A 21168-nucleotide genomic window follows, 5' to 3' on the forward strand; every position below is an offset into this window, starting at 1 on the left:
CCTCGGGCCGTCAACATCGACCACGGTATTCCCAGCCTTTCCCGCCAGCAGGAGGAGCACGGCTGCCGCGCCGGCCCGATACCCGAAGGTGACGTCGTAGGCGGAAGAGTCCCCGGAACGGACGAGGTGACCCGGGGTCACCTCCCTCACTTCAGGGATCTCGAAAACGCCGGGAGCGAACATCCCCGTCTTCTTCATGAAATCTTTAACGTCCGGATCATTCTTCAGCCTCTTTTCGAGCTGCTGCTTGATGTATCTTCCGGCACCTGCGAGCTTCTTGTGTCCGAATGCATCGACACCGGCAGATTCGTCATAGAGCATCTCGCCGCTCGCATCCTTGAGGCCTTCGGCAACAACGATGACGTATGTCCCTGCCCTGACATCGCTCCTGAGAACCCTGGCAAAGTACGTGGCTTTCATATGATCGTAGACAATGTCGAGATCCGCCGGTATCTCGGGTATGAGAATACAGTCGGCCTCGGCACCGATCCCCCCGCGCAGGGCGGTATGCCCAACGTACCTGCCGAAAACCTCGAAGACGAGGACACGATTATGACTCATTCCGGTCGTCTTCAGGTCTCTCGTGAAGTCGGCTATCCTATTGATCGCGGAATCGCCTCCGACACTGTACGGTTGAAGGTCAAGGTCCATGGTCTTAGGGACATGGATACAGGGGATGCCCCGCGAGGAAAGATCAACGACCACACTTCCCGTATCGTCGCCTCCGCTGATGATAAGGGCATCTATGCCGAACTTCTCGAGCCCTTTCTTAATCCGTTCATATTTGTCCGGGTCGGATATCTTTCCTATCTTTACTCGCGAATTTCCTGCCTCAGAACCCGCGAGAGACGCATTGATACGACTCACCCTCTCTTCATTGAGCAGGACAACGTCACTGAACTCGACGAGGTTATACAAGCCTGCGTAACCGTTTGGGACAACGACCGACTCGATCCCCAGGGCTGCTGCCTCCTTCGCAACTCCCTTAATGACCGCGTTCAGCCCTCCGCAGTCACCACCGCTCGTGATGACGCCGATCTTTTTAATAGTAGCCATGGAAACCTCCTTTTCGAGATAAACATTAACGGATATCTAAGACAACGGACCTTGAACCGAAACCTCCGTCGTACCACGAGCCGGCGGTATCGAGTCTCGCATCCCTTTTAACTCCTCTTTCTATGGTATTCCTGCAAAGATTTTATCGTGATCTTCCCCCTGATCAGCTGCTCAATCGCATTCACAACGGCATTGGCTCCGGACAGGGTGGTTGTGAACGGCACGCGATACTGGAGGGCGCTCTCTCGTATCGAAAAAGAATCCTTCTGTGCCTGGGCACCGGTCACGGTGTTTATCACGAAGCTTATCTCCTTATTCTTGATGAGATCGACGATGTGCGGCCTCCCCTCGGTCACCTTGTTGATGACTTTTACGGCGATCCCCTTGTCCCCGAGATGCCCTGCGGTCCCGCGTGTCGCTATGACATCAAAACCCATCTCCTGGAATTTGCGGACGATGTGACAGATGCCGGGCTTGTCCTGGTCCTTTACGCTGAGAAAGATCGTGCCCGAGAGAGGGAGCTTGTTGTTCGAAGATTCCTCGGCCTTTGCGTAGGCGAGTCCGAAATTCTCGTCTATACCCATCACCTCGCCGGTCGATTTCATCTCGGGGCCGAGGATTGTGTCAACGCCGTGAAACCGGTCAAAGGGGAAGACCGACTCTTTGACCGCGATATGTGCTATCTCCCTCTCGCGGGTGAGGTCCAGTTCCCTCAGGGTCTTCCCCCCGACGATCTTCGCGGCAACCTTCGCGAGGGGGATTCCCGTCGCCTTCGAGACAAAGGGTACGGTCCTCGACCCTCTCGGATTCACTTCAAGGATATAGATCTCGCCGTCCTTCACGGCGAATTGTATATTCATGAGCCCTATCACATTGAGTTCTTTCGCGAGGGCCCTTGTCTGTTTCTTTATCTCGCCTACAATCGGGCTGCTGAGGGAATAGGGGGGGAGGGAGCATGCCGAATCCCCGGAATGAATCCCCGCCTCTTCGATATGTTCCATGACACCGCCGATGACAACGTCGACGCCGTCGGACAGGGCGTCGACATCTACCTCGATGGCATCTTCGAGATACTTGTCGACAAGAATCGGATGTTCCGGGGAAGCCTTCACCGCCCTCCTCATGTAATCATTGAGGGACTGTTCATCGTAGACGATCTCCATCGCCCTCCCGCCGAGGACATAGGATGGCCTCACCATGACAGGATATCCTATCTTCCCCGCGACGACGAAGGCCTCTTCCGGCGAGACGACGGTGTCGCTGTCGGGCTGCCTGAGATTGAGTTTCTGGAGAAGCTCCCGAAATCTCTTTCTGTCTTCAGCCCTGTCGATAGAATCGGGAGAGGTCCCGAGTATCTTCACGCCTTCCCGCTCGAGGGGAACCGCGAGTTTGAGGGGCGTCTGTCCTCCGAACTGTACGATCACTCCCTCAGGCTGTTCCGTCTCGATAATACTCAGGACGTCCTCGATCGTCAGGGGTTCGAAATAGAGCCTGTCCGAGGTATCGTAGTCGGTGCTCACCGTCTCCGGGTTGCAGTTGACCATAATAGTCTCGTATCCGAGTTCCTTGAGCGCGGAGACCGCATGGACACAGCAGTAGTCGAACTCGATACCCTGGCCGATTCTGTTCGGGCCCGAGCCCAGGATGATCACCTTCTTTCTCTTCGTCGGATTCGCTTCATTTTCAACAAAAGGAAGGGGCTCTGAGAAGTGCGCACAGAGACCGGAATCTGGGAAACTTTTTCTCTCCACTTCTCTCGGAAGGGAGTAGGGCATCTCAAAAGTCGAATAGAGATATGGGGTATGAGCTTCGAACTCCGCCGCGCAGGTGTCTACCATTTTGTAGACCGGTCTGATGCCGGCCTCCTTCCTCATCTCCCTGATGTCGCGCTCCGACCGGCCCGAGATCTGCGCTATACGCCTATCCGAGAAGCCCTGCGCCTTCGCCTCTCTCAGCATCCCGGAGACCTCCTTGTCCTGCCACGATAGTTCCGAAAGCTGGCCGCAGCCGCCCTTCAACTTGTCTTCGGTCTCGAGTATCTGACGTATGTTATTGAGAAACCAGGGGTCTATCTTCGTAAGATCATAGAGCTCTTCCACGGACATGCCGTTCCTCAGCGCCTGAGTCACGTACCATATCCTCTCTGCATGGGGAATCTTCAGCCTTGATTTCAGTTCATCGGGTGTTGCCTGGACCTCTTCGAATCCGTGGCTTCCGATCTCGAGACTCCTCAGCGCCTTCTGGAGAGACTCCTTGAATGTCCTTCCGATAGACATCGCCTCTCCCACTGACTTCATCTGCGTCGTGAGCGTCGGGTCAGCCTCCGGGAATTTTTCGAAGGTGAAGCGGGGAACCTTTGTTACCACATAATCGATCGTCGGCTCGAAAGAGGCCGGTGTCTCCCTTGTTATGTCGTTCGGTATCTCGTCGAGGGTGAGGCCGACCGCCAGTTTTGCGGCGATCTTCGCGATCGGGAACCCCGTCGCCTTACTCGCAAGTGCCGAACTCCTCGAAACCCTGGGGTTCATCTCGATGACGACCATCCTCCCGTTCACCGGATTGAGCGCGAACTGGATGTTCGAACCTCCCGTATCGACCCCGATTTCGCGGATGATCGCTATCGAGGCATCCCGCATCCTCTGGTATTCCTTGTCCGTAAGTGTCTGGGCAGGGGCAACCGTGATAGAGTCTCCCGTATGGACGCCCATGGGATCGAAATTTTCTATCGAGCAGATGATGACGACATTGTCCCTTGTATCGCGCATCACTTCAAGTTCGAATTCCTTCCAGCCGAGGACGGACTCCTCAATGAGGATCTGGTGCACGGGGCTGAGCTTCAATCCCTTTTCGAGCATGTCCGTATACTCTTCCCTGTTATAGGCGATGCCTCCGCCCGTGCCTCCGAGGGTGAAGGACGGCCTTAGGATAGCCGGGAACCCGATGACCTCAACGGCATCGAGCCCCTCCTTCATAGTCCCGACATAGGCGCTCCGGGGAACCTCGAGTCCTATCTTCCCCATCGCCTCCTTGAAGAGCTCCCTGTCCTCGGCCTTCTTTATCGCATGGAGTTTAGCGCCGATGAGTTCGACGCCGTATTTGTCAAGGATTCCCTTTTCAGCGAGCTCAACGGCGAGGTTGAGGGCGGTCTGGCCTCCCATGGTCGGGAGCAGGGCATCCGGTCTCTCCCGTTCGATGATGAGCTCAAGAATCTCCGCGGTGAGAGGCTCGACATACACCGTGTCGGCGGTCTCCGGATCCGTCATGATCGTAGCGGGATTCGAGTTCACGAGCACCACCCGATATCCTTCTTCCCGCAACGCCTTGCAGGCCTGTGTTCCCGAATAATCGAACTCGCAGGCCTGACCGATAACGATAGGTCCGGAGCCTATCAGCAGTATTTTTTCGATATCATCCCTCTTCGGCACATTCACCTCATCTTCGGATTTCGTCCCCGGTATCGTTGAGAATTTCCCTGTATCCTTCTAACCGCTCTTCCCAGTCCCTCAATCCTCTGTAACCGGCATACCAGTCTCTATAGTCTCTGTTTGCGTCGCCGCTCATCTCGCCCGCCGTGAATCTCTCTAAGAACTCCCGGGTGGAGAGCCGGTACTTCCTCTCCATCTCCGCGAGGCCTCCCCGCAATTTCCTTATCTTCTCCTCACAGACTGCTATCTCCCTCTTCGTCGAGATGAAGACCTCATCGTATGTCATGCCCATGGAGACCTCATGATTGAACGGCAGAACCTATTCCCTCTCTTCTCCCCTCGCGCAAAAAAAGTCTTACTTGGGAGATGAGTGTTTCGGCAACTTTCCTCTCCCCCGTGCTGAAGACCGGAAGGGTCCTTCCCGAAAAATCGAGCATTACCGTATAAACATCCTCAGCCCTTCCGAATCCCGGTATCACCATGCCGTGCTGAAGAGCGACCTTCGCGACGACCTCTATGCCATCGAGATTGCCCAGCTGCACCGCTTCGTGGTCCAGACGAATTTCCGAGAGTTCCGAGATGGAGAGTATCTCCTTCCGCCTCCCCATCTTTTTTCCTATCGTGGTCTCTATCGTTCCCTCCGCCATCCTGAAGACAGTCTCGAAGGACTGCTCACGGAACACATATCGCCTGAAAACCAAAAAAGAGATCGTAAAGAGAACCAGCGCCAGAATACGATGAGCAGCGGTTATGGCTCCCCGTCCGGCAGCGAAAAATCCGAGGACCGTGACGAGGGCACCGGAGGCGAGGCTCGATGCCAGTTCACGGTTGAATATGCCGCTGTGCAAAACGCTCCTTCGCTCCGCCCGAGGCGTGGCGGTCTTCAAGACAAGGACATCCTCGTGTATCTCGAGATGATAGTTGCTCTTGCTCATCCTCCACGGTCTTCCCGGCCCTTCGGCTCTTGACTGTCTAAACGTTTCGAGGACTATCCGGCCAGTAATCGAAGGTCTTTTCTAATTTCTGAAATAGACGATCCTGTTCCCGCCGAGATGCAGCGGGATTTCTGATTCATCCTTCCAGAGCCCTTTATGGAAATATGCGTCATCTCCATAGGCAGAAAGGATACTGCCGAAGAACGCGTAGCACTCACCGGTATCGAGAGTCGTCCAGAGTCTGCACTCAATATACCCGACGCAGCCATCAACGACCGGCGGCGTCACTTTCTTGGCCTCCCGGTGCCTGAGACCGGCCTTCCTAAACTTGTCCGTATCCCTTCCCGATACCTTGCCGCACATCCACAACGCCTTCACGAGTTCTCTGGTGGGGATATTGATCACGAACTCTTTTGTCTGCATGATGAGTTCTGCCGTGTAACTCTCTTTCGAAACGCAGACGACCGCCAGGGGAGGCTCCTCGCTCACGGGCGTCGCCCACGCACAGGTCATGACATTCGGTTTTCCCGTTCCGCTCGCACTCGTGAGAAAGAATGTCACCTTTGGGTGAAGCAAGCGATAGATGTCCGATGTAATCTCTTTTAACACCCTCTTCCCCCTATCATCTCCCTGAACCTCTTGAAGAGATGAACAGAGTCATTCGGCCCGGGTCCTGCTTCGGGATGGTGTTGTACCGAGAAGATCGGCAGCTCCCGGTGCTTCATGCCCTCCTCGGTCCCGTCATAGAGGTTCTTGTGGGTCAGTTCCGCCTGCCCTTTGAGACTCGTTATATCCACGCAGTAGTTATGATTCTGGGACGTTATCTCGACCCGCCCTGTCGCGAGATCCTTGACAGGATGGTTTCCGCCGTGGTGTCCGAATTTGAGCTTGTATGTCCTGCCGCCAAGGGCGAGGCCGAGTATCTGGTGGCCGAGACAGATGCCGAATATCGGCTTCTTCCCCATGAGTTTCCTTGTATTCTCGATCGCATAGGTCACAGTCTCCGGATCTCCCGGACCGTTGCTCAAGATAATCCCGTCCGGTTCCATCCCGAGCACCGCCTCCGCAGGCGTTTGAGCCGGCACGACGGTCACCTGAAAGCCGGCCTCCACGAGATTCCTCAGGATATTGAACTTCACACCGAAATCGTAGACCGCCACCCGCAGGACCGGGGCGCCACGCTCGACCACGCACCACTTCCAGCAGCCTTCCGTCCAGGAGTACCGCTCCTTCGTCGTCACCTCTTTCACGAGGTCGAAGGCCGAGATTCCGGGATGACTCCTCACCTTCGCCAAGAGGCTCGCGGGGTTGAGGTCGGTCGTCGAGAGTATGCCCGCCTGTGCCCCATGATTCCTCAGATGCCGCGTCAGCGCCCTCGTGTCAAGACCCTGAATCCCGATGATCCCGTGATCTCGCAGATACTTTCCGATAGGGAGAGCGGATCTCCAGTTACTCGGGAAATCGACAGCCTCCTTGACGACAAAACCCTCCACCTTCGGTCCGCCTGAGGATTCAACATCTTCAAGGTTGATTCCGTAATTCCCTATTTCTGAATATGTCATCGTCACGATCTGCCCCTTGTAGGAAGGGTCGGTCAGTATCTCCTGATAACCCGTCATAGAGGTATTGAAGACGACCTCTCCGATCGACTCTCCCTCCGCACCGAAGCTCCTTCCCTCGAATGCCGTCCCGTCAGAAAGGACAAGGAGCGCCTCACTCATAGAACCGCCAAGCAGCTGATATGAAGAAAGATTCAGAGGATTTCATGTATCTTCCCCTTGCAGACCGTTATGACCGGCCTTCCTTTTAAGACCAGGCCGCTGAAAGGCGTATTCTTACCCTGAGAAGCAAACTTCCCCGGTTCGACGACAAATTCCCTCTTGAGATCCGCGATGACTATATCCGCGTCGGAGCCGACCGCCAACGTGCCCTTGTTGATACCAAGAATCCGCGCCGGATTTAATGCCATCTTTGCCACGAGGTGCTTCATGGTGAGGATGTCCTCTTCCACGAGCCTCAGACTCAACGAAAAAGCCGTCTCAAGACCTGAAATCCCTGAAGGTGCCTTGTCGAATTCCTGGAGCTTTTCGTCCCTGTGGTGCGGCGCGTGGTCCGTAGCTATGATATCTATGGTACCGTCATGCAACCCGTTCTTTATCGCATCAATATCTGCCTCTGTCCGCAGGGGTGGGTTCACTTTTGCGTCTGTGCGGTATCCCTCGACAGCGCTTTCGGTGAGACTGAAGTAGTGAGGACACGTCTCGGCTGTCACCTTCACGCCCCTTGCCTTTGCAGCCCTGATGAGTTCGACGGAACCCTTCGAGGAAACATGTGCGATATGGAGCCTGCCCCCGGTAAGTCCTGCAAGGATGAGGTCCCGCGCGATCATCACCTCTTCAGCGGCAGCCGGTATGCCCTTCAGTCCGAGCATCGACGATAGGGCGCCCTCGTTCATCACCCCGCCGTCTGACAGGGTCAGATCCTCGCTGTGATTGATGACCGGCACGTCAAAGACCTTCGTGTATTCGAGCGCCCTCCTCATGATGAGGCTGTTCATGACTGGACGACCGTCATCGGAGAAGGCCACACACCCGGCATCTCTCATCATTCCGATCTCTGCAAGCTCTTCGCCCTTCTGCCCTTTCGTTATCGCACCGATAGGATAGACATAACAGACCCCTTCCGCATGGGTCTTGCGGAGGATGAACTCGGTAACCGTCTCGTTATCGTTGACCGGATTCGTATTGGGCATGCAGCATACCGAGGTGAATCCGCCCATCACGGCAGCCATGGTTCCGGTCCTTATCGTCTCCTTATATTCAAACCCCGGCTCCCGCAAATGGGTATGCATGTCGACAAGGCCTGGCGAAACAACCATCCCCTCCGCATCGATGATCCGAACGCCCTCAGGCGACGAAGGGGCGTCCGCCGCCTTTGTCTTCGCCTGCTTCCTCTCCCCGGAAGTTCGCCCTCTCATCTCGATCCTGAGGATCTTTCCGCTCTCGATGACGAGATCGCCGATGCCGTCGACCTCCCCTGCAGGATCGACGATGTGGCCGTTCTGTATGATTATCTTCATCTCAGCCAGTTCATCCTTTCGCCCCGGCAAGAAGGTACATAGCCGCCATTCTCACCGCTATGCCGTTCGTAACCTGATCGAGGATCACAGACTGCCGTGAGTCCGCGACATCGGATGTGATCTCGACTCCCCGGTTCAGGGGACCGGGATGCATCACGAGAGCATCCTTCCTCGCCCGATTCAGCCTTCGCCTGTCGAGTCCCCAGTATCGTGAGTATTCCTGCGTTGACGGGAAAAAGCCCTTCCCCTGTCGTTCCATCTGGATTCTCAGCATCATCACGACATCGACATCCTTTAGGCCCTCGTCGATGTCATAAAAGATCCGTATGCCGCCGGGGACGACCGTCGGCAGAAGCGATGGCGGCCCGATGAACCGTAGCTTCGCACCGAGTCTTGAAAGGGAATAGACATTCGATTTGGCGACGCGGCTGTGGAGGATGTCGCCGACGATCGCAACCTCAAGGCCGTCGAACCCGCCCTTCTTTTCCCGAATCGTAAAGGCGTCAAGGAGAGCCTGAGTCGGGTGCTCGTGCACGCCGTCGCCCGCGTTGATGACGGAGGCATTCACATTCTCCGCGACAAAATGGGGCGCCCCGCTTGAGGAGTGACGCATAACGACGTAATCCACGCCATAGGATTCGATCGTTTTCACCGTGTCATAGAGGCTCTCACCCTTCACGACACTGCTCGTCGGAACGGAAAAGTTCAAGACGTCCGTGCTGAGCCTCTTTTCGGCCAGCTCAAATGAGGTCTTCGTCCTCGTGGACGGCTCAAAGAAGAGATTCACGACCGTCTTGCCGCGCAGCGCAGGGACCTTCTTGATGTCCCTGCCGAGAACGTCCTTGAACCCGGAAGCGGTATCGAGGATGAGGGTTATCTCATCGGCGCTCAGGTCCTTCGTGCCGAGCAGATCCTTCGATTTCAGCCTGCGAACCATGACCTCAATACCCCGGGGACCGGACGATGGTCACCCTGTCCTCCAGTCCCTCTTCTTCCAGTTCCACCTTTACCTCTTCATCGACGGCTGTCGGGATATTCTTTCCGACATAATCGGCCTTGATCGGCAACTCACGGTGCCCCCTGTCTATCAGCACCGCGAGCTGGATTGCAGAGGGCCGCCCGATATCCATGAGCGCATCCATTGCGGCCCTTATGGAGCGGCCGGTGAAGAGCACATCATCAACGAGGATGACCTTCTTCCCCGTTATGTCCAGGGGGATATCGGTCTTTCTGAGGACTGTATGCTCTTTTCTGATGCTGAGGTCGTCCCGGTAGAAAGATATGTCGAGGGCGCCGACAGGGATGTCCTCACGTTCGATGCCCTTTATGCCTGCGCAGAGCCGGGCCGCGAGGTGCACCCCTCCCCGCTGAATGCCGACAAGGCAAAGGCCCTCGGTGCCCTTGTTCTTTTCTATGATCTCGTGGGCCATTCTTGCTATGGCCCGGTCGATCTCTTTCTTATTGAGGAGTTCGCGCGCCATGCCTTCAGACATAAAAAAAACCCTCCCCGCGAATCACGAGGAAGGTCTTTGTTTGATTGAGCATCCCGCAGCTCACGCTGCCTCCTTTGCCTTTTAGCCTCACGGGGCTATCTTAAAGGCTTGCCGTTACCGTTTTCTTCTCAGTATTCCGGCAACGCTAAGAGTCTATTATAAAGGATGGTCCCGTGTCAAGATCACTGCGCAGGTCAATGGTTCTGTCACTCCGAATATCAGTGCATATGCTCGCCGACAGGGTGCGGCGCAGAATGCGTTTTCTCTCCATGATGTTCCATGTGGGCGGCATGGCGCGCGGGCACCTCGTGTCGGAGCAAGGCTGCACAGAGCAAGACAAGTATGATGAGGAACGCCTCGACCTTAACGCTCAACATGAACCGTGAGAAGATCAGCGATTTTTCCTCGGTGCACAGATATCGAGGGAAAACGCGAACCGCAACCTTCTCCAGGAGTCCCGGATTCCTCGAAAAATAACATGAACATTGTTGCAGGAGAGGAACGCTGACATAACGATTGAACGCACCGAGATACATGATGAGGGGAAAAAGGAAGATCTTCGCTGCCGCGGTATAACCGTACGGAGTTTTCCAAAATGCCACGAAACTGCCTACATACGACCATGCATTATAGAGTGAGGTGACTACGACGACCCCGACAGCAACGCCCGCAATGTTCGAGAATCGACTGGCGACCGAAGCGTTTAACGGTGCAATCCCTTCGCCCTGCCGTGCCAGTTCCGGAAGGACGACAACGGAAAGCAGGATAAGGCCGCCTCCCCAGACGGAAGCTGCCATGAGATGAAGCCAGTCCATCATTTCCGAGAAGCTGAAATCCCCTTTGTCCGAGGCATGCCCTGACGCGCTCTCGGTCATGGAGACTACCAGTGCGAGACCGAGCATGAAAAGCAACAATCCGCGCGAATCACGGTATCGCCGGGCCCCGACGAACGTAATCGATAAAAGCGCAAGGGCAGCCATGCGGATAAGCCAGACATGCCCTATGTGCGTCTTGAGAACAACCGTCGGGAGCACGAGTGAAACGGTCGCAAGAGGTTGACCGCTTATCTCTATGGCCCGCACGAAAAGGTCGGCAATACTGCTCATGATCAATATAGCGATACCGATAGCGAAGAACCGCCACAGATGGCTGAGGAGATCGCCCTGATCGAAACCCTCATTCTTCCCTGAAGCCTCAAGGACCCAGAGACGGCAGACGAGGGTCCCGATGGAGAAGGTCAGGGAGATGAGCGCGAACCACTCAGGGACGGTATGGAGGAATGCGGTCACCGTATCAAAGCCGTCCATCTCCATCATTCCGTTGACCTCATTTGATCGTAAAGGAATAGTCGCCCGTGGTCCGGTGCCCGTCCCTCGCAACGACATTCCAATAAACACGATACGTGCCTGGGGGGAGAAGAGGGACGGAAACTTCAAGGAGAGTCGGATCTGATGGATTCACCCGCCCGTCCCTTCTGTCCACCATCTTACCATCGGCACCATGAACCATTATCGCAGAGAATGCCGGCTCCAGGGCGCTGTCAAACCAGATGCGCACGCGGTCTGGAGAAACCGTTATCGTCGCTCCCACTTTCGGATCGGAATGGTCCGGAAAGGCATGGCCCCAGGATGCTTCCGGCAAAGAAGAGAGAAACACCAAGAGAAATCCGATAACGGTCAATCTGAAATTCATGAATCACCTTCTCTCAGTGAAAAATCGGCGCCCCTATGCTCTTCGGGAAAAGGTCGTCGATAAAGATATGAATGAGACCCAGGATGCCAACGGTATTCCCGGATCGCTTGTTGATGGGAATTTGCGCCGCCAGACCGAACTCCGTATATTTTCCGCACCAGACAATCCCGGGGTTGACCGTTCCCGTAATTTGTCCTTTGCAATCTCCGCTGAGACACGTTGTCATAGGAAACTCCGTTACAAGGATCATGCGGTTAAAGGGCGCTCCAAGTCCGATATCCTTTACAAAGGATTGAAGGTATATAAGGCTGTACTGCAGGGTGAAACCCCAGAAAAAAGTCGTAGAGTTTTTAGTTATATCATTTTCTCCAGTGTCAGGGTTGAACGTGACAGTACTACCCTGAGAAGGGAAACTGGGATTGATTACCCCAGTGATGGCAAGGGGCTTGAGAATGTTCAGGGAGTCTGGCAGATCACCAAATCCCTTTCCAAAATAGAATGTCGGAGAATAAGTCGAAAAGGTGCTGGCACCTATGCCCATAGCCCCGGTACCGCCAATCTCCATACCCACCCCAACAGAAAGAATCATCTCATGCTCCGCGTTCGTGAGAAACTGGTATTTCAGATCAAAACCAAGGTTTCCAAAGCCACTTGCGGAACTCCCATCAGGAAAGGTCACGTGCTGATAGGATTCATCAAATTCTATACCGAAGTTCGGCAATATCCTCTTGGAATATCCAATGTCCATTTCATTAGTTTTCCCATCGGGTGTCTTAACGGAGTTCAGAAGAATAGAAAACTCATCCCCTATGAACGGATCATCGACCTGAAACGTAGTCGGGAAAAACCTCTTGCCCGCGAACCCGTGGGCCCACGACGTCACCGGTATCAGCAGGATGAGCAATAAAGCCAATCCAACGGCCCTTGCCCGCCGTGCTGTCATCGTTGGACCTTCCACTTTGTCTTTCATTTCTTCCTCCTTAAAAGGTCTCATGACTTTGTAAAGCATATCAGGGAATCTTCAGAGCGTCAATCAAAATCACGGGAATCCATCCGTAAGACGCCCCTGACAACTCAACGATTAGAACATTGCCTGAATCCCAGCGGTGATGAACCATTTGGATTTCAACTGCAGGCCGTTCAGGTCCTGATACAATGGGATGCCGGCCTCGACGCCGATACTAAAGGGGCCCTTCTTATAGCTCGCTCCAAGAAAACCGTTGAGCCGCTGACCTCCGTAATTGTTAGGATCCGCGTCAGGAGTCGGTGCCCCCGCCATAGGATCAAGGAGCTTCCCGATCTCGGGGTCCTGGCCGTCGATCCTTCCCGTCGAGTTAAAGGCTAGGCGGAGCCACCCCGTGGCCGGTCCGAAGGCGCGCTGGAGCCAGCCGGTTACGTTAATGCTATTGCCGAGACTGTAGTCATTCGAGTTTTTGCCGATGTGATAGGTGTACGTCGCCTGCGCGCCCCAGTTCCATTTCGCGTCGTCGCTGAGGGCGGTGTAGGTCAGCGAGGGCTTGAGGTTCCAGGTGCCCGAACCGAGCTGCATATCATAGGGGGCGCGAAATTGCGCTCCCATCGTCTCAAACTCCTCGTTGATGCTGCCCGTGGGGATACTGAGACCGAGACTGCCGACCAGGTATTTGCTGATCTTGTAAATTCCCCAGAGCTCGGTGTCACCGAAGCCGCTCGTCCTCATGGGAGGTTGGATAACGTTGCCCATACCCATACCCATGTTCATCACCATATTCATCTCATTAACCTGATAGGTCCCCATGAACATCATCGTCAGCCGGTCCGTGATGCCGTACATGACCATGAGCATATACATGTCCATGGTCATGCTCGTCGGTGCCATCATATATCCATATTGTGTTCCGCTCATGGGAATCACCTGGTCGAGAGAGACATTGGTTGTGCCATCGCGCAAACCGCTCATGTCTGCATGCTGGAATTTAAAATCGACCATCCACATTCCGGCGGGGTGGTTATGGAATATTTCGTCGCCAAAAGCGGGATTGAAGAGCATCTGTGCACCAGGGACCATCTCGTGATCTCCATGAGAATGATGCTCTTGGGCCGTTTCAGCGTTCCCATCACTGTTCCCGTAAGAGCCGCATGGGACAGATGCTAACAGCAGGCATATCGCAAAAGATATCAAGACTATTTTCATGAATAGCTCCTTCTGAAGATGTCTGTGCTTTATCCTTTTCCCGCGACATCTTTCCATTCGCTGAGAATCCGCAGTTCTAAACATTGTCTTGCCATCAATTTCCGGACAAGAAAAAAGTGACCCCGCTCCGGAAGAACTCCGGTAAGTGCGAAGGATGCCTCCGAAGCGGAGCCGAGTCATACTACGAGGAGACGTCGACAACGGACGAGGCAGACTCGGTAATAGCGTTACCCGGGTCAGCAGAGGACGCGGACTCCTGACTTCGGAACTACGGTTGGATTCTCGGGGGACGTTCTATCTGAAAGGTGAGCAGAGACATATGCGAGAGATAGAGTATCGCTTCTTGACCATACGAAGACCCCAAGAGAGCCAACTCAGGTTGGGTTTCATAGATAAAAGGAAGTTCGACAGTACCGAAGGCCCCGCGGTCTGAACAATGACAGACATCAAGGGTCAAAATCGCCGCCGTCTTTCGGGTCCCCGAACAAGACGATGCACTCGCAAGAGGCAGAAAGAGCGTGAAAAGGATGCTTACCAAAATGAATAGTGAAAGGAGTTTCATACCGGTCAGCATATCAGGTTCTTTATGGGGAGTCAACATGAAGTTCCAAGTTCAGGATTACTTTCAATTCGCCCCAAAAAAGTATACCCATAATTTACCGTCCCGAATGGGTATAATAAAAAAGATGGGAATGAAAATATCGCAGAAGAGAAGACTCGAGACCGGGTCGGCTTGTGTATTCCTATTCATGGTAGCGTTTTTCCTATCATGCGCAAGACAGCCTCTCTACCCCGCGCCCCCGATCAGAGGATCGGAGGTGGTAATCGATGTCAACAGGCTTGAGCCGGAAAGCCCGATATTTTTTACGTTCCGTTATCACGTAAGGAATGTCAATTTTTTTGTCTATAAAACTCAGGGTCAGGTCCTTTCCTTTCTCGACGCCTGCGCAAGCTGTTATCCCTCGAAACGAGGATACCGGGTTGCCGGTCGGTCCATCATCTGCAGGACATGCGACGTGAGTTATACTCTCTCGAATATCGAAAAGGGGTTCGGCGGCTGCTTCCCCATCAGGATCGAAGGCGATCTTCGGAACGGTGAATACCATATCCCTGTTTCCCTGCTTGAAGGAGCGGTGGACAGGTTCTCTTGAAGGTCAGAAAAATGCGTGGTTGAGGACCCTGATCAATTCGGACAAGCCGGTCCTCGTGGATTTCGTCTTCACCGCGTGTGCGATGATACGCCCCCGTGCTGTCGATCGGGTTTTCGAATCTTCAGAGGGAGCTCGGTCGAGAAATTTCCGGTCATCTTTTATTCGACCTCGACCAGAAATTTGGTGACGACTACCTTCCCCTGGTGTCGAACCTCGCCGAAGACCTCATAGAGACCCTTGGCCGGGAAACGGGTACGGACCTCGATGTTGGGGCCGAACCTTTCCGGAACGGTCATGTGCATCTCGTGTCCCATGTGCATATCATGTCCATGGTCGCCGGAAGCTGAGGCCCCGGGAAGTTCACCGTGGGTATGGAGGAAATAATTCAGATCCGTCGATATTATCGCAAGGTGCATCGGTGCCGAGAGATAGGGTTCCAGGTCGGTCACAGGACGTCCTTCGTTCTTGAAGAGATAGCCGAGCGTCACCTCTTCCCCTGCAGCAGGATGTTTAGGCGCTGTCGAAAATGTCACATCCAGATCGTCGAATCTCTCTTCCTTCGAAATATCCTTTTTGAGAGGCGCCATCTTCGGCTCACCGGAGACAGAAACCGAAAAATGTCGGGAGAACGACCGCTCTCCCGCAGCAAAATCCACCCCGAGGAGATAGCTTCCGGCCTTCGGAAAGGTATAGCGCAGAGGGAATCGTGCAGTCTTCTTCATTTCCGGAGTGACCGGTCCGAAATCCTCGGGATGTAGATGCGCAAAGATGCTGAAATCCTCGCTTACGATCACGACATGGAGAAGGCGATCATGATGTACAGTGAGTCCCTGCATAGGCCTTCCCTCATGATCTTTCAGGGAAAGCAGGATCGATACGGGGCTTCCGGCGGTAATGTCCGCGGGCTCTGTTTTAAGGTCGACCGTCGCGTCATCTTGCGACGGGGTATGCATATGCTGCATGTGGTCGGCATAGAGTTGATGGGTCTCTGTCCCGCTCATCCCTGAAAAGGCGACCTCATGGCACATAAGAAAGAACGCGCAGATGACAAGAAAAGCAAACACAATCTTGATGTCTCTATCATGTGGCATGCGAATCCTCCTTGCACGGGAATGGGAGCGCTTCCAACCCTTCGCCACTCCCGATGACATTCTATCACCTCCCTCTTCGACCTTCAACTCGCCTTTTCCATCATCTTCACAACAAACCCGCCCATGCTTTGTGCCGAGGCCTTACCCGATTTTTTTTCGGGCCTTCTCAAAAAGTGCGCTCAACTCCTTCGTCTGTTTGTGGAGGCTCTCGAGAATGCCGGACAATTCCTTATTGCCGAACGATGCCGCCTTTTCCGCCCAGTCCTTATAGGTCTCCGCATGTTCGTCATTATGCTCCTGCCAGTGATCGAGAAGTCTTTTCAGTTTTTCGAACTCGTTCATACGTTTCCTCCGTTCTCATGTTCATGAAAGAAATAATGGGAATGTCTATGCTTATGAGTCTTGTGGCCGTGATGGTGCATGTGCTCATGGATGAGGTTTACCCTGAGCAGGAGATCTTCATCCTTCAAGATCTCTTCGGAGGTGCCGATTCTTTCGATGCAGTGCTCTTCTGACAAGAGAGCGACTCCCGCATGGAGCTCGTCGACCAGGGAAAGGTCATGGGTTGCGATGACCAAGGTCTTGCCGGCTTCGCTCAACGCAAGCATCAGCTCAAAAAGGAAACACTGGGTTCTCGGGTCGAGGCCGTTCGTCGGTTCATCGAGGAGCAGCACCTCGGGGTTCATCGTCAAGACAGAACCGATGGCGACTCTCTTCTTCTCTCCGCCGGAGAGCATGTAGGAGGGCCTCTCTTTCAGATTCTCGATATGCAGCATCTCCATGACCTCATCTGCCCTGTCTAATGCAGTCCTCTCGTTCATTCCTAACTGGAGAGGACCGTAGAGGAGCTCATCAAGGACCGTCGGGCAGAAGAGCTGTATATCTGAATCCTGAAACACATAACCGACCCTCTCCCGAAAAAACCGCAAGAAACCTTTGTCCTTAAGGGTCTGTTCCGTGACCTCATGTCCGCGAAAAAAGAACCTTCCGCTCGACTGCTGTATGAGGCCATTCATGATTTGCAGGAGCGTGGACTTGCCGCTCCCATTCGCACCGATGATGGCAAATCTCTCTCCCTCCCTGATCCCGAGGCTGACATCGCAAACAGCGGGAATCTTGTCGAAGTAACGGTAATGTATGCCTTCCAGGCGCATGATCTCTTCCATGATCACCTCACATCCACAAAAAGAAAACCCCAGCGAGGAATAAAGCGGCCCCGGCAACCCAATCCCCTGTCCGGAGCTTCGCGACACTGGAGATCTTAATGTCATCGGAAAAACCCCTGCCGAGCATCGCCTTGAAGACCTCTTCACACCGCGTCCTCGTCTTTTTCAATAAGAGCGCAAGCCTTCCTGCTATCCACCTTCTCGCCTCGGCGCCATTCACCTGCCCCGCCAATCTGCTCTTCTTTGCAAGGTGCATATCTTCAGCCGTCTTTGCAAACAGGAACATATACTTGTAAGAAAGGGTTATGATCATGAGAAGACTGTCAGGCACCTTCAGCACCTTCAGCGCCTTTATAATCTGGGGAAAAGGAGTCGTGTGGAAGACGAGGAATGAGAGTGCCAGAGAGTTCATGACCCTTGCGGTGAGCATCATGACTCCATACGCCCCCTCCCGGGTAATGCCGATTTCCTGGGGTATCCGGTAAATCCAGAAGCCATAGGGTCTCGAAAGGTGCACGACCGGAACGACGATCTCCCCGTTTGTGATGACGTTGAAAGCCGAGGGAAGGGCGATGAGGAAACCGAAGAAAAAGGCCAAGAGGATGACCCGTTTATAGAAATCGAAGATACTCAAGCGGGACAGCACGACGAGCACAAATACAAAGAGGGCGATCAAGAGTTCCGATCCTATGCCTCTCTTCAGGCTCACGATGACTACGAAAAAGAGAAGGAACAGGACCTTTATCCTCGCATCGATCCTCTGAAAGAAGTTATCCCTCGAAGCGGTCTCCCACTGCACATATCCGGTTCTGATGACATCAGCGAGTTGATACATGCCTTTCTCGAGAAAGGGGATTTTCAGGCGCCCTTTACCCCGCTCGGGTGATCCGGATGAGGGCCTTTCTAAGAGGAATGTGGGGATGTTATTTTTCATTCCTGACTATCAAGCGTGAAATTACGTATATTACGAGACCGACTGCGAGTATCCCGATTATGCCCGAAGCGACGTACGATATAGCCTGAATGGTCATGGAAGCACCGTCACCGCCGAAATTGTAGTCGGAGACCGGGGCCTTCCAGAGATCCGATAATTTCCTTAATCCTTCCGGAACATAGCCGATGAGTTTCTCAAGCTCTTCCGGTCCCCATTCGCCCCATGCGCCTCCAGCCTTGAATCTTTCGGGCAGGATAATTCCAAGCGGGGTCAGGAGCGCAAGAACAAAAAGACCTACCCAGAGTCTCTTCTGAGATTTTGTCATATCATGCTTCCCTTACTGTCAGCGCATAGACCAAATCGGGCTCATGCTTCAGAAAATATTTTAACAACAAGACCGTCACGATACCTTCCACGACACCGAATAAAAGGAGATGTTCTAACGCCATCGCCGGAACAGCGACGGATAAAGGGTAAGGCGCATAGAGGGGTCGTCCGTCAGGGCCAATCGCGATGAGTGGTTGGATACCGAATTCGATCCCCGTGACGATCGCGGCAGCAGAAAGACCGACATACCCGGAAAGAAAGGCCGCAAGAAATACCCTCGCGCCGCGAGTCGAATTGCCTCTTATCAGTTTAAACACGGAGTAAGCTACAAAGGGCATCACCACGGCCATATTGAAACAGTTTGCACCCAGCGCGGTGATCCCTCCGTCACCAAACACAATGGCCTGAACCAACAGGCTGACAGAGACTGCGACGACCGCCGTCCACGGACCCAGGAGGATGGCGATGATGCCTCCGCCGACGGCATGGCCCGTGGTCCCGCCGGGGATAGGGACATTGAACATCATAATGAGAAAGGAAAAGGCCGCCGCCATCGCCAGGTAAGGGATGTGCTTCGTAGAGAGTTCTTTCTTTATCTTTTTGAGAGCGACTGCCCAGAACACAAAGGACGCCCCGTAGAGAGGGACATATGTTTGAGGACTTAAATATCCGTCAGGTATATGCATCAAAACCTCCACGTTATTCCGCCATGGATGGCTACATCCGCAGCGGGTTTCGTAAAACCGCCTTTAATACCCAGACCGATGTCAAGATTTTCTCTGACCGACCAGATCAACCCTCCGAGAATATATGCGGGTGGATAGCTATATCCTCTTATCATGCCTTCGGCGCCTTCAGCTTTGTCTTGGCAAGATTGAACTGGAACATGGCGTATCCATAATTTATGCCGCCGCTGCTTCCGGAGGCATCGAAGAAAAATTGTCCCGTAAAGAAATGGTCGTAGGCGAGAATGAACGAGAAGTTGTCACTTATCGTGTAGGTCAGGCTGAAATCGGTTTCCAGACCTATATGCCTGCTAAAGTTAGCTTCCACTTTGTTGGCAACAACGTAGTGGCCTGTTGCGGAAAAGTTTAGCTCTCTTGTGATATCTATCGCCCATCCCAAAGTGTAGATCTGTAAACCGCTGGCATGGTGGTCAGCGACATTAATGCCCGAAAGATCGCTCATGACGTGCATATCTCCCATCAACGGGGAATCATTGTTGGGGTTGCGAAATTCCCTATTGAATTTCACACCGTCTGCCGCATCCCTGCCGCCGGAACCTACGGCATAGCTCAGGAAGAACTTATTGTTGTAACCTCCAATCGTGGTTCCATATGTCAGGTCAACATGCCCTCCGTATGCATTTATGTTGTCATTGCTGCCAGTGGTCTTATTGAAGAGCTGTCCCGATTCATAGTCTGGCTCTACTTCAACGGAAACCGGTCCGAGCTTTGCAGTGCCACGCAGTCCCCAGATGCTGAGGTGCTGCCCCGCGTGATGCTCGGGCGACCCGTTGTCCTGAAACATGTAGGCCTCCGCAGCGTTTCCTTCAGAAAAGGTATAGGTCGCATACACGCCCGCCAAATACCCCTCAAGACCGCCGGAAAATGGAGTGGCATATGTGCCGCCTAACAGATCAAACGTTAGTGGCGCTACCGGTTGCACCCTGAGCCTTAAGGCATCAAAAGAGAGTCCGTCAAAAAATGTGTCCGCCCCTTGAATGAAAGCGCTACCATATACAAACTCTTGTCTGCCTACCTTCAGAGCCAACAAATCGCTTCCGGGCAGCTTTCCTTCCACGAATCCCTGGTACAGGGCAAACTTGTCTGAATCCTGACCGCCGCCGTGGATGCCATAACCCTGTCCCTCCAAACGGATATCCAAGTAGTCGGTTGGATCCCAATAAGCATAAGGGATAATCCTGTAAATGAATCGACCTTCACTCTGATTCGGAGCGTAGCTCAAAGTAGACAGCCTGAAGTTGCCAGCCCCCTCTCCCCTGAGGAACCCCTTAGCGCCGATCTTGTACTCAAAAGGAATAATTTCCGGCTTAGCCAGGATTTTTTCTATCGTCTCTCTCGTTGTAGTGTAGCCTTCATATTGGACCAGTTCCGCCTTCAGCGCCTCGTGGAGGGCGGCAAGGCGGTCCAGATCCTCCCGTGGAATCGCTTCAACCCCTTCTTTGTCACACTTTGCCACTACTACGTCAAGTACTGAGAGGAGGTACTGGGCAAGTTCACTTCTGGATAAGGACTTCCCCTCGATTACAACCGTATCTGGAAGCTTCTTTTTTGCTCCATATTTTCCCCCGAGTTCCGCTATCTCTTTGCAGGACCAGTGCTCGCTGGTTACCTGTTCCGGAATTTGTTTATCACTGCCAGATGAGCCGCTCTTCTCCTCGGGCGGGGAAGTGGCATAGGTAGTGCCTTTCTCCCCTTCCGGGCTTTCGGCTAAGGAGGCGGTACTTCCCCCTGCAATGAGCGCAATCAACAACATCAACATAACTATGCTGCGCATTTCTTCATTCCTCCATCGCCGTCGTTAAGTGGTTTCGGTGATGAGTGGAATCGCGGCAAAGACTGATCCGCAGAGGGAGAGCAGAATCACGACACTCATTAAGGCAAGAAGAGGACCATTGCCGGT

Annotated in this window: 21 protein-coding genes; 1 reads left to right on the forward strand and 20 read right to left on the reverse strand. The window is 53.7% G+C overall.

Annotated elements, in window-relative coordinates; all coding sequences use genetic code 11:
• From VEI96_06075 to VEI96_06135, 13 genes are all read right to left on the reverse strand, one after another.
• Positions 1–1056: 6-phosphofructokinase (locus VEI96_06075; GenBank protein HXX57549.1), on the reverse strand; the 1056-nt coding region annotated here is incomplete at its 3' end.
• A gap of 107 nt (positions 1057–1163) precedes the next feature.
• Positions 1164–4481, reverse strand: coding sequence for a carbamoyl-phosphate synthase large subunit (carB, locus tag VEI96_06080; protein ID HXX57550.1), 3318 nt, complete (start codon positions 4479–4481; stop codon positions 1164–1166).
• 7 nt (positions 4482–4488) lie between these two features.
• Entirely contained in the window at positions 4489–4773 is a 285-nt protein-coding gene (locus VEI96_06085) for a hypothetical protein (GenBank protein HXX57551.1), read from the reverse strand.
• A 7-nt stretch (positions 4774–4780) separates the two neighbouring features.
• Entirely contained in the window at positions 4781–5416 is a 636-nt protein-coding gene (locus VEI96_06090; protein ID HXX57552.1) for a hypothetical protein, read from the reverse strand.
• A gap of 81 nt (positions 5417–5497) precedes the next feature.
• On the reverse strand, positions 5498–6025 hold the full coding sequence (locus VEI96_06095) for a flavin reductase family protein (protein ID HXX57553.1): 528 nt from the start codon (positions 6023–6025) through the stop codon (positions 5498–5500).
• Positions 6019–7137, reverse strand: coding sequence for a glutamine-hydrolyzing carbamoyl-phosphate synthase small subunit (carA, locus tag VEI96_06100; GenBank protein ID HXX57554.1), 1119 nt, complete (start codon positions 7135–7137; stop codon positions 6019–6021). The genes VEI96_06095 and carA overlap by 7 nt, the downstream gene beginning before the upstream one ends.
• Before the next feature lie 32 nt (positions 7138–7169).
• Positions 7170–8495: a dihydroorotase gene (locus tag VEI96_06105; GenBank protein HXX57555.1), complete on the reverse strand. Its 1326-nt coding sequence runs from the start codon at positions 8493–8495 to the stop codon at positions 7170–7172.
• A 10-nt stretch (positions 8496–8505) separates the two neighbouring features.
• Positions 8506–9432: an aspartate carbamoyltransferase catalytic subunit gene (locus tag VEI96_06110; protein ID HXX57556.1), complete on the reverse strand. Its 927-nt coding sequence runs from the start codon at positions 9430–9432 to the stop codon at positions 8506–8508.
• A gap of 4 nt (positions 9433–9436) precedes the next feature.
• A complete protein-coding gene (gene pyrR, locus VEI96_06115) occupies positions 9437–9988 on the reverse strand; it encodes a bifunctional pyr operon transcriptional regulator/uracil phosphoribosyltransferase PyrR (protein ID HXX57557.1) in 552 nt (183 codons plus the stop codon).
• Positions 9989–10206: 218 nt separating this feature from the next.
• Complete coding sequence (locus VEI96_06120; protein ID HXX57558.1) at positions 10207–11304, reverse strand: CopD family protein; 1098 nt, start codon at positions 11302–11304, stop codon at positions 10207–10209.
• Positions 11305–11314: 10 nt separating this feature from the next.
• Entirely contained in the window at positions 11315–11680 is a 366-nt protein-coding gene (locus VEI96_06125) for a copper resistance CopC family protein (protein ID HXX57559.1), read from the reverse strand.
• Between the two features lie 13 nt (positions 11681–11693).
• Positions 11694–12650, reverse strand: a complete 957-nt coding sequence (locus VEI96_06130) for a hypothetical protein (GenBank protein HXX57560.1) — start codon at positions 12648–12650, stop codon at positions 11694–11696.
• Between the two features lie 111 nt (positions 12651–12761).
• Positions 12762–13727 (reverse strand): hypothetical protein, encoded by a 966-nt coding sequence (locus VEI96_06135; GenBank protein ID HXX57561.1) that lies wholly within the window; start codon positions 13725–13727, stop codon positions 12762–12764.
• 818 nt (positions 13728–14545) lie between these two features.
• Between VEI96_06135 and VEI96_06140 the strand changes: the two genes are divergently transcribed.
• The gene (locus VEI96_06140; GenBank protein ID HXX57562.1) at positions 14546–15004 is read left to right on the forward strand and encodes a Fe-S-containing protein; all 459 of its coding nucleotides are present in this window, start codon (positions 14546–14548) and stop codon (positions 15002–15004) included.
• Positions 15005–15162: 158 nt separating this feature from the next.
• Here the strand turns inward: VEI96_06140 and VEI96_06145 are convergent, their stop codons facing one another.
• From VEI96_06145 to VEI96_06175, 7 genes are all read right to left on the reverse strand, one after another.
• Positions 15163–16095, reverse strand: coding sequence for a hypothetical protein (locus VEI96_06145; GenBank protein HXX57563.1), 933 nt, complete (start codon positions 16093–16095; stop codon positions 15163–15165).
• A gap of 141 nt (positions 16096–16236) precedes the next feature.
• Complete coding sequence (locus tag VEI96_06150; protein ID HXX57564.1) at positions 16237–16437, reverse strand: hypothetical protein; 201 nt, start codon at positions 16435–16437, stop codon at positions 16237–16239.
• Positions 16434–17261: an ABC transporter ATP-binding protein gene (locus tag VEI96_06155; GenBank protein HXX57565.1), complete on the reverse strand. Its 828-nt coding sequence runs from the start codon at positions 17259–17261 to the stop codon at positions 16434–16436. The genes VEI96_06150 and VEI96_06155 overlap by 4 nt, the downstream gene beginning before the upstream one ends.
• 7 nt (positions 17262–17268) lie before the next feature.
• Positions 17269–18195, reverse strand: a complete 927-nt coding sequence (gene cbiQ / locus VEI96_06160) for a cobalt ECF transporter T component CbiQ (protein HXX57566.1) — start codon at positions 18193–18195, stop codon at positions 17269–17271.
• Entirely contained in the window at positions 18185–18520 is a 336-nt protein-coding gene (locus tag VEI96_06165) for a hypothetical protein (protein ID HXX57567.1), read from the reverse strand. Before VEI96_06165 ends, cbiQ begins: the two co-directional genes overlap by 11 nt.
• A gap of 1 nt (position 18521) precedes the next feature.
• A complete protein-coding gene (gene cbiM / locus VEI96_06170; protein HXX57568.1) occupies positions 18522–19208 on the reverse strand; it encodes a cobalt transporter CbiM in 687 nt (228 codons plus the stop codon).
• 151 nt (positions 19209–19359) lie between these two features.
• Positions 19360–21042, reverse strand: a complete 1683-nt coding sequence (locus tag VEI96_06175; GenBank protein HXX57569.1) for an alginate export family protein — start codon at positions 21040–21042, stop codon at positions 19360–19362.
• Between the last annotated feature and the right edge of the window lie 126 nt (positions 21043–21168).

This window comes from Thermodesulfovibrionales bacterium (assembly GCA_035622735.1).
In the GTDB taxonomy this organism is placed as follows: Bacteria; Nitrospirota; Thermodesulfovibrionia; order Thermodesulfovibrionales; family UBA9159; genus DASPUT01.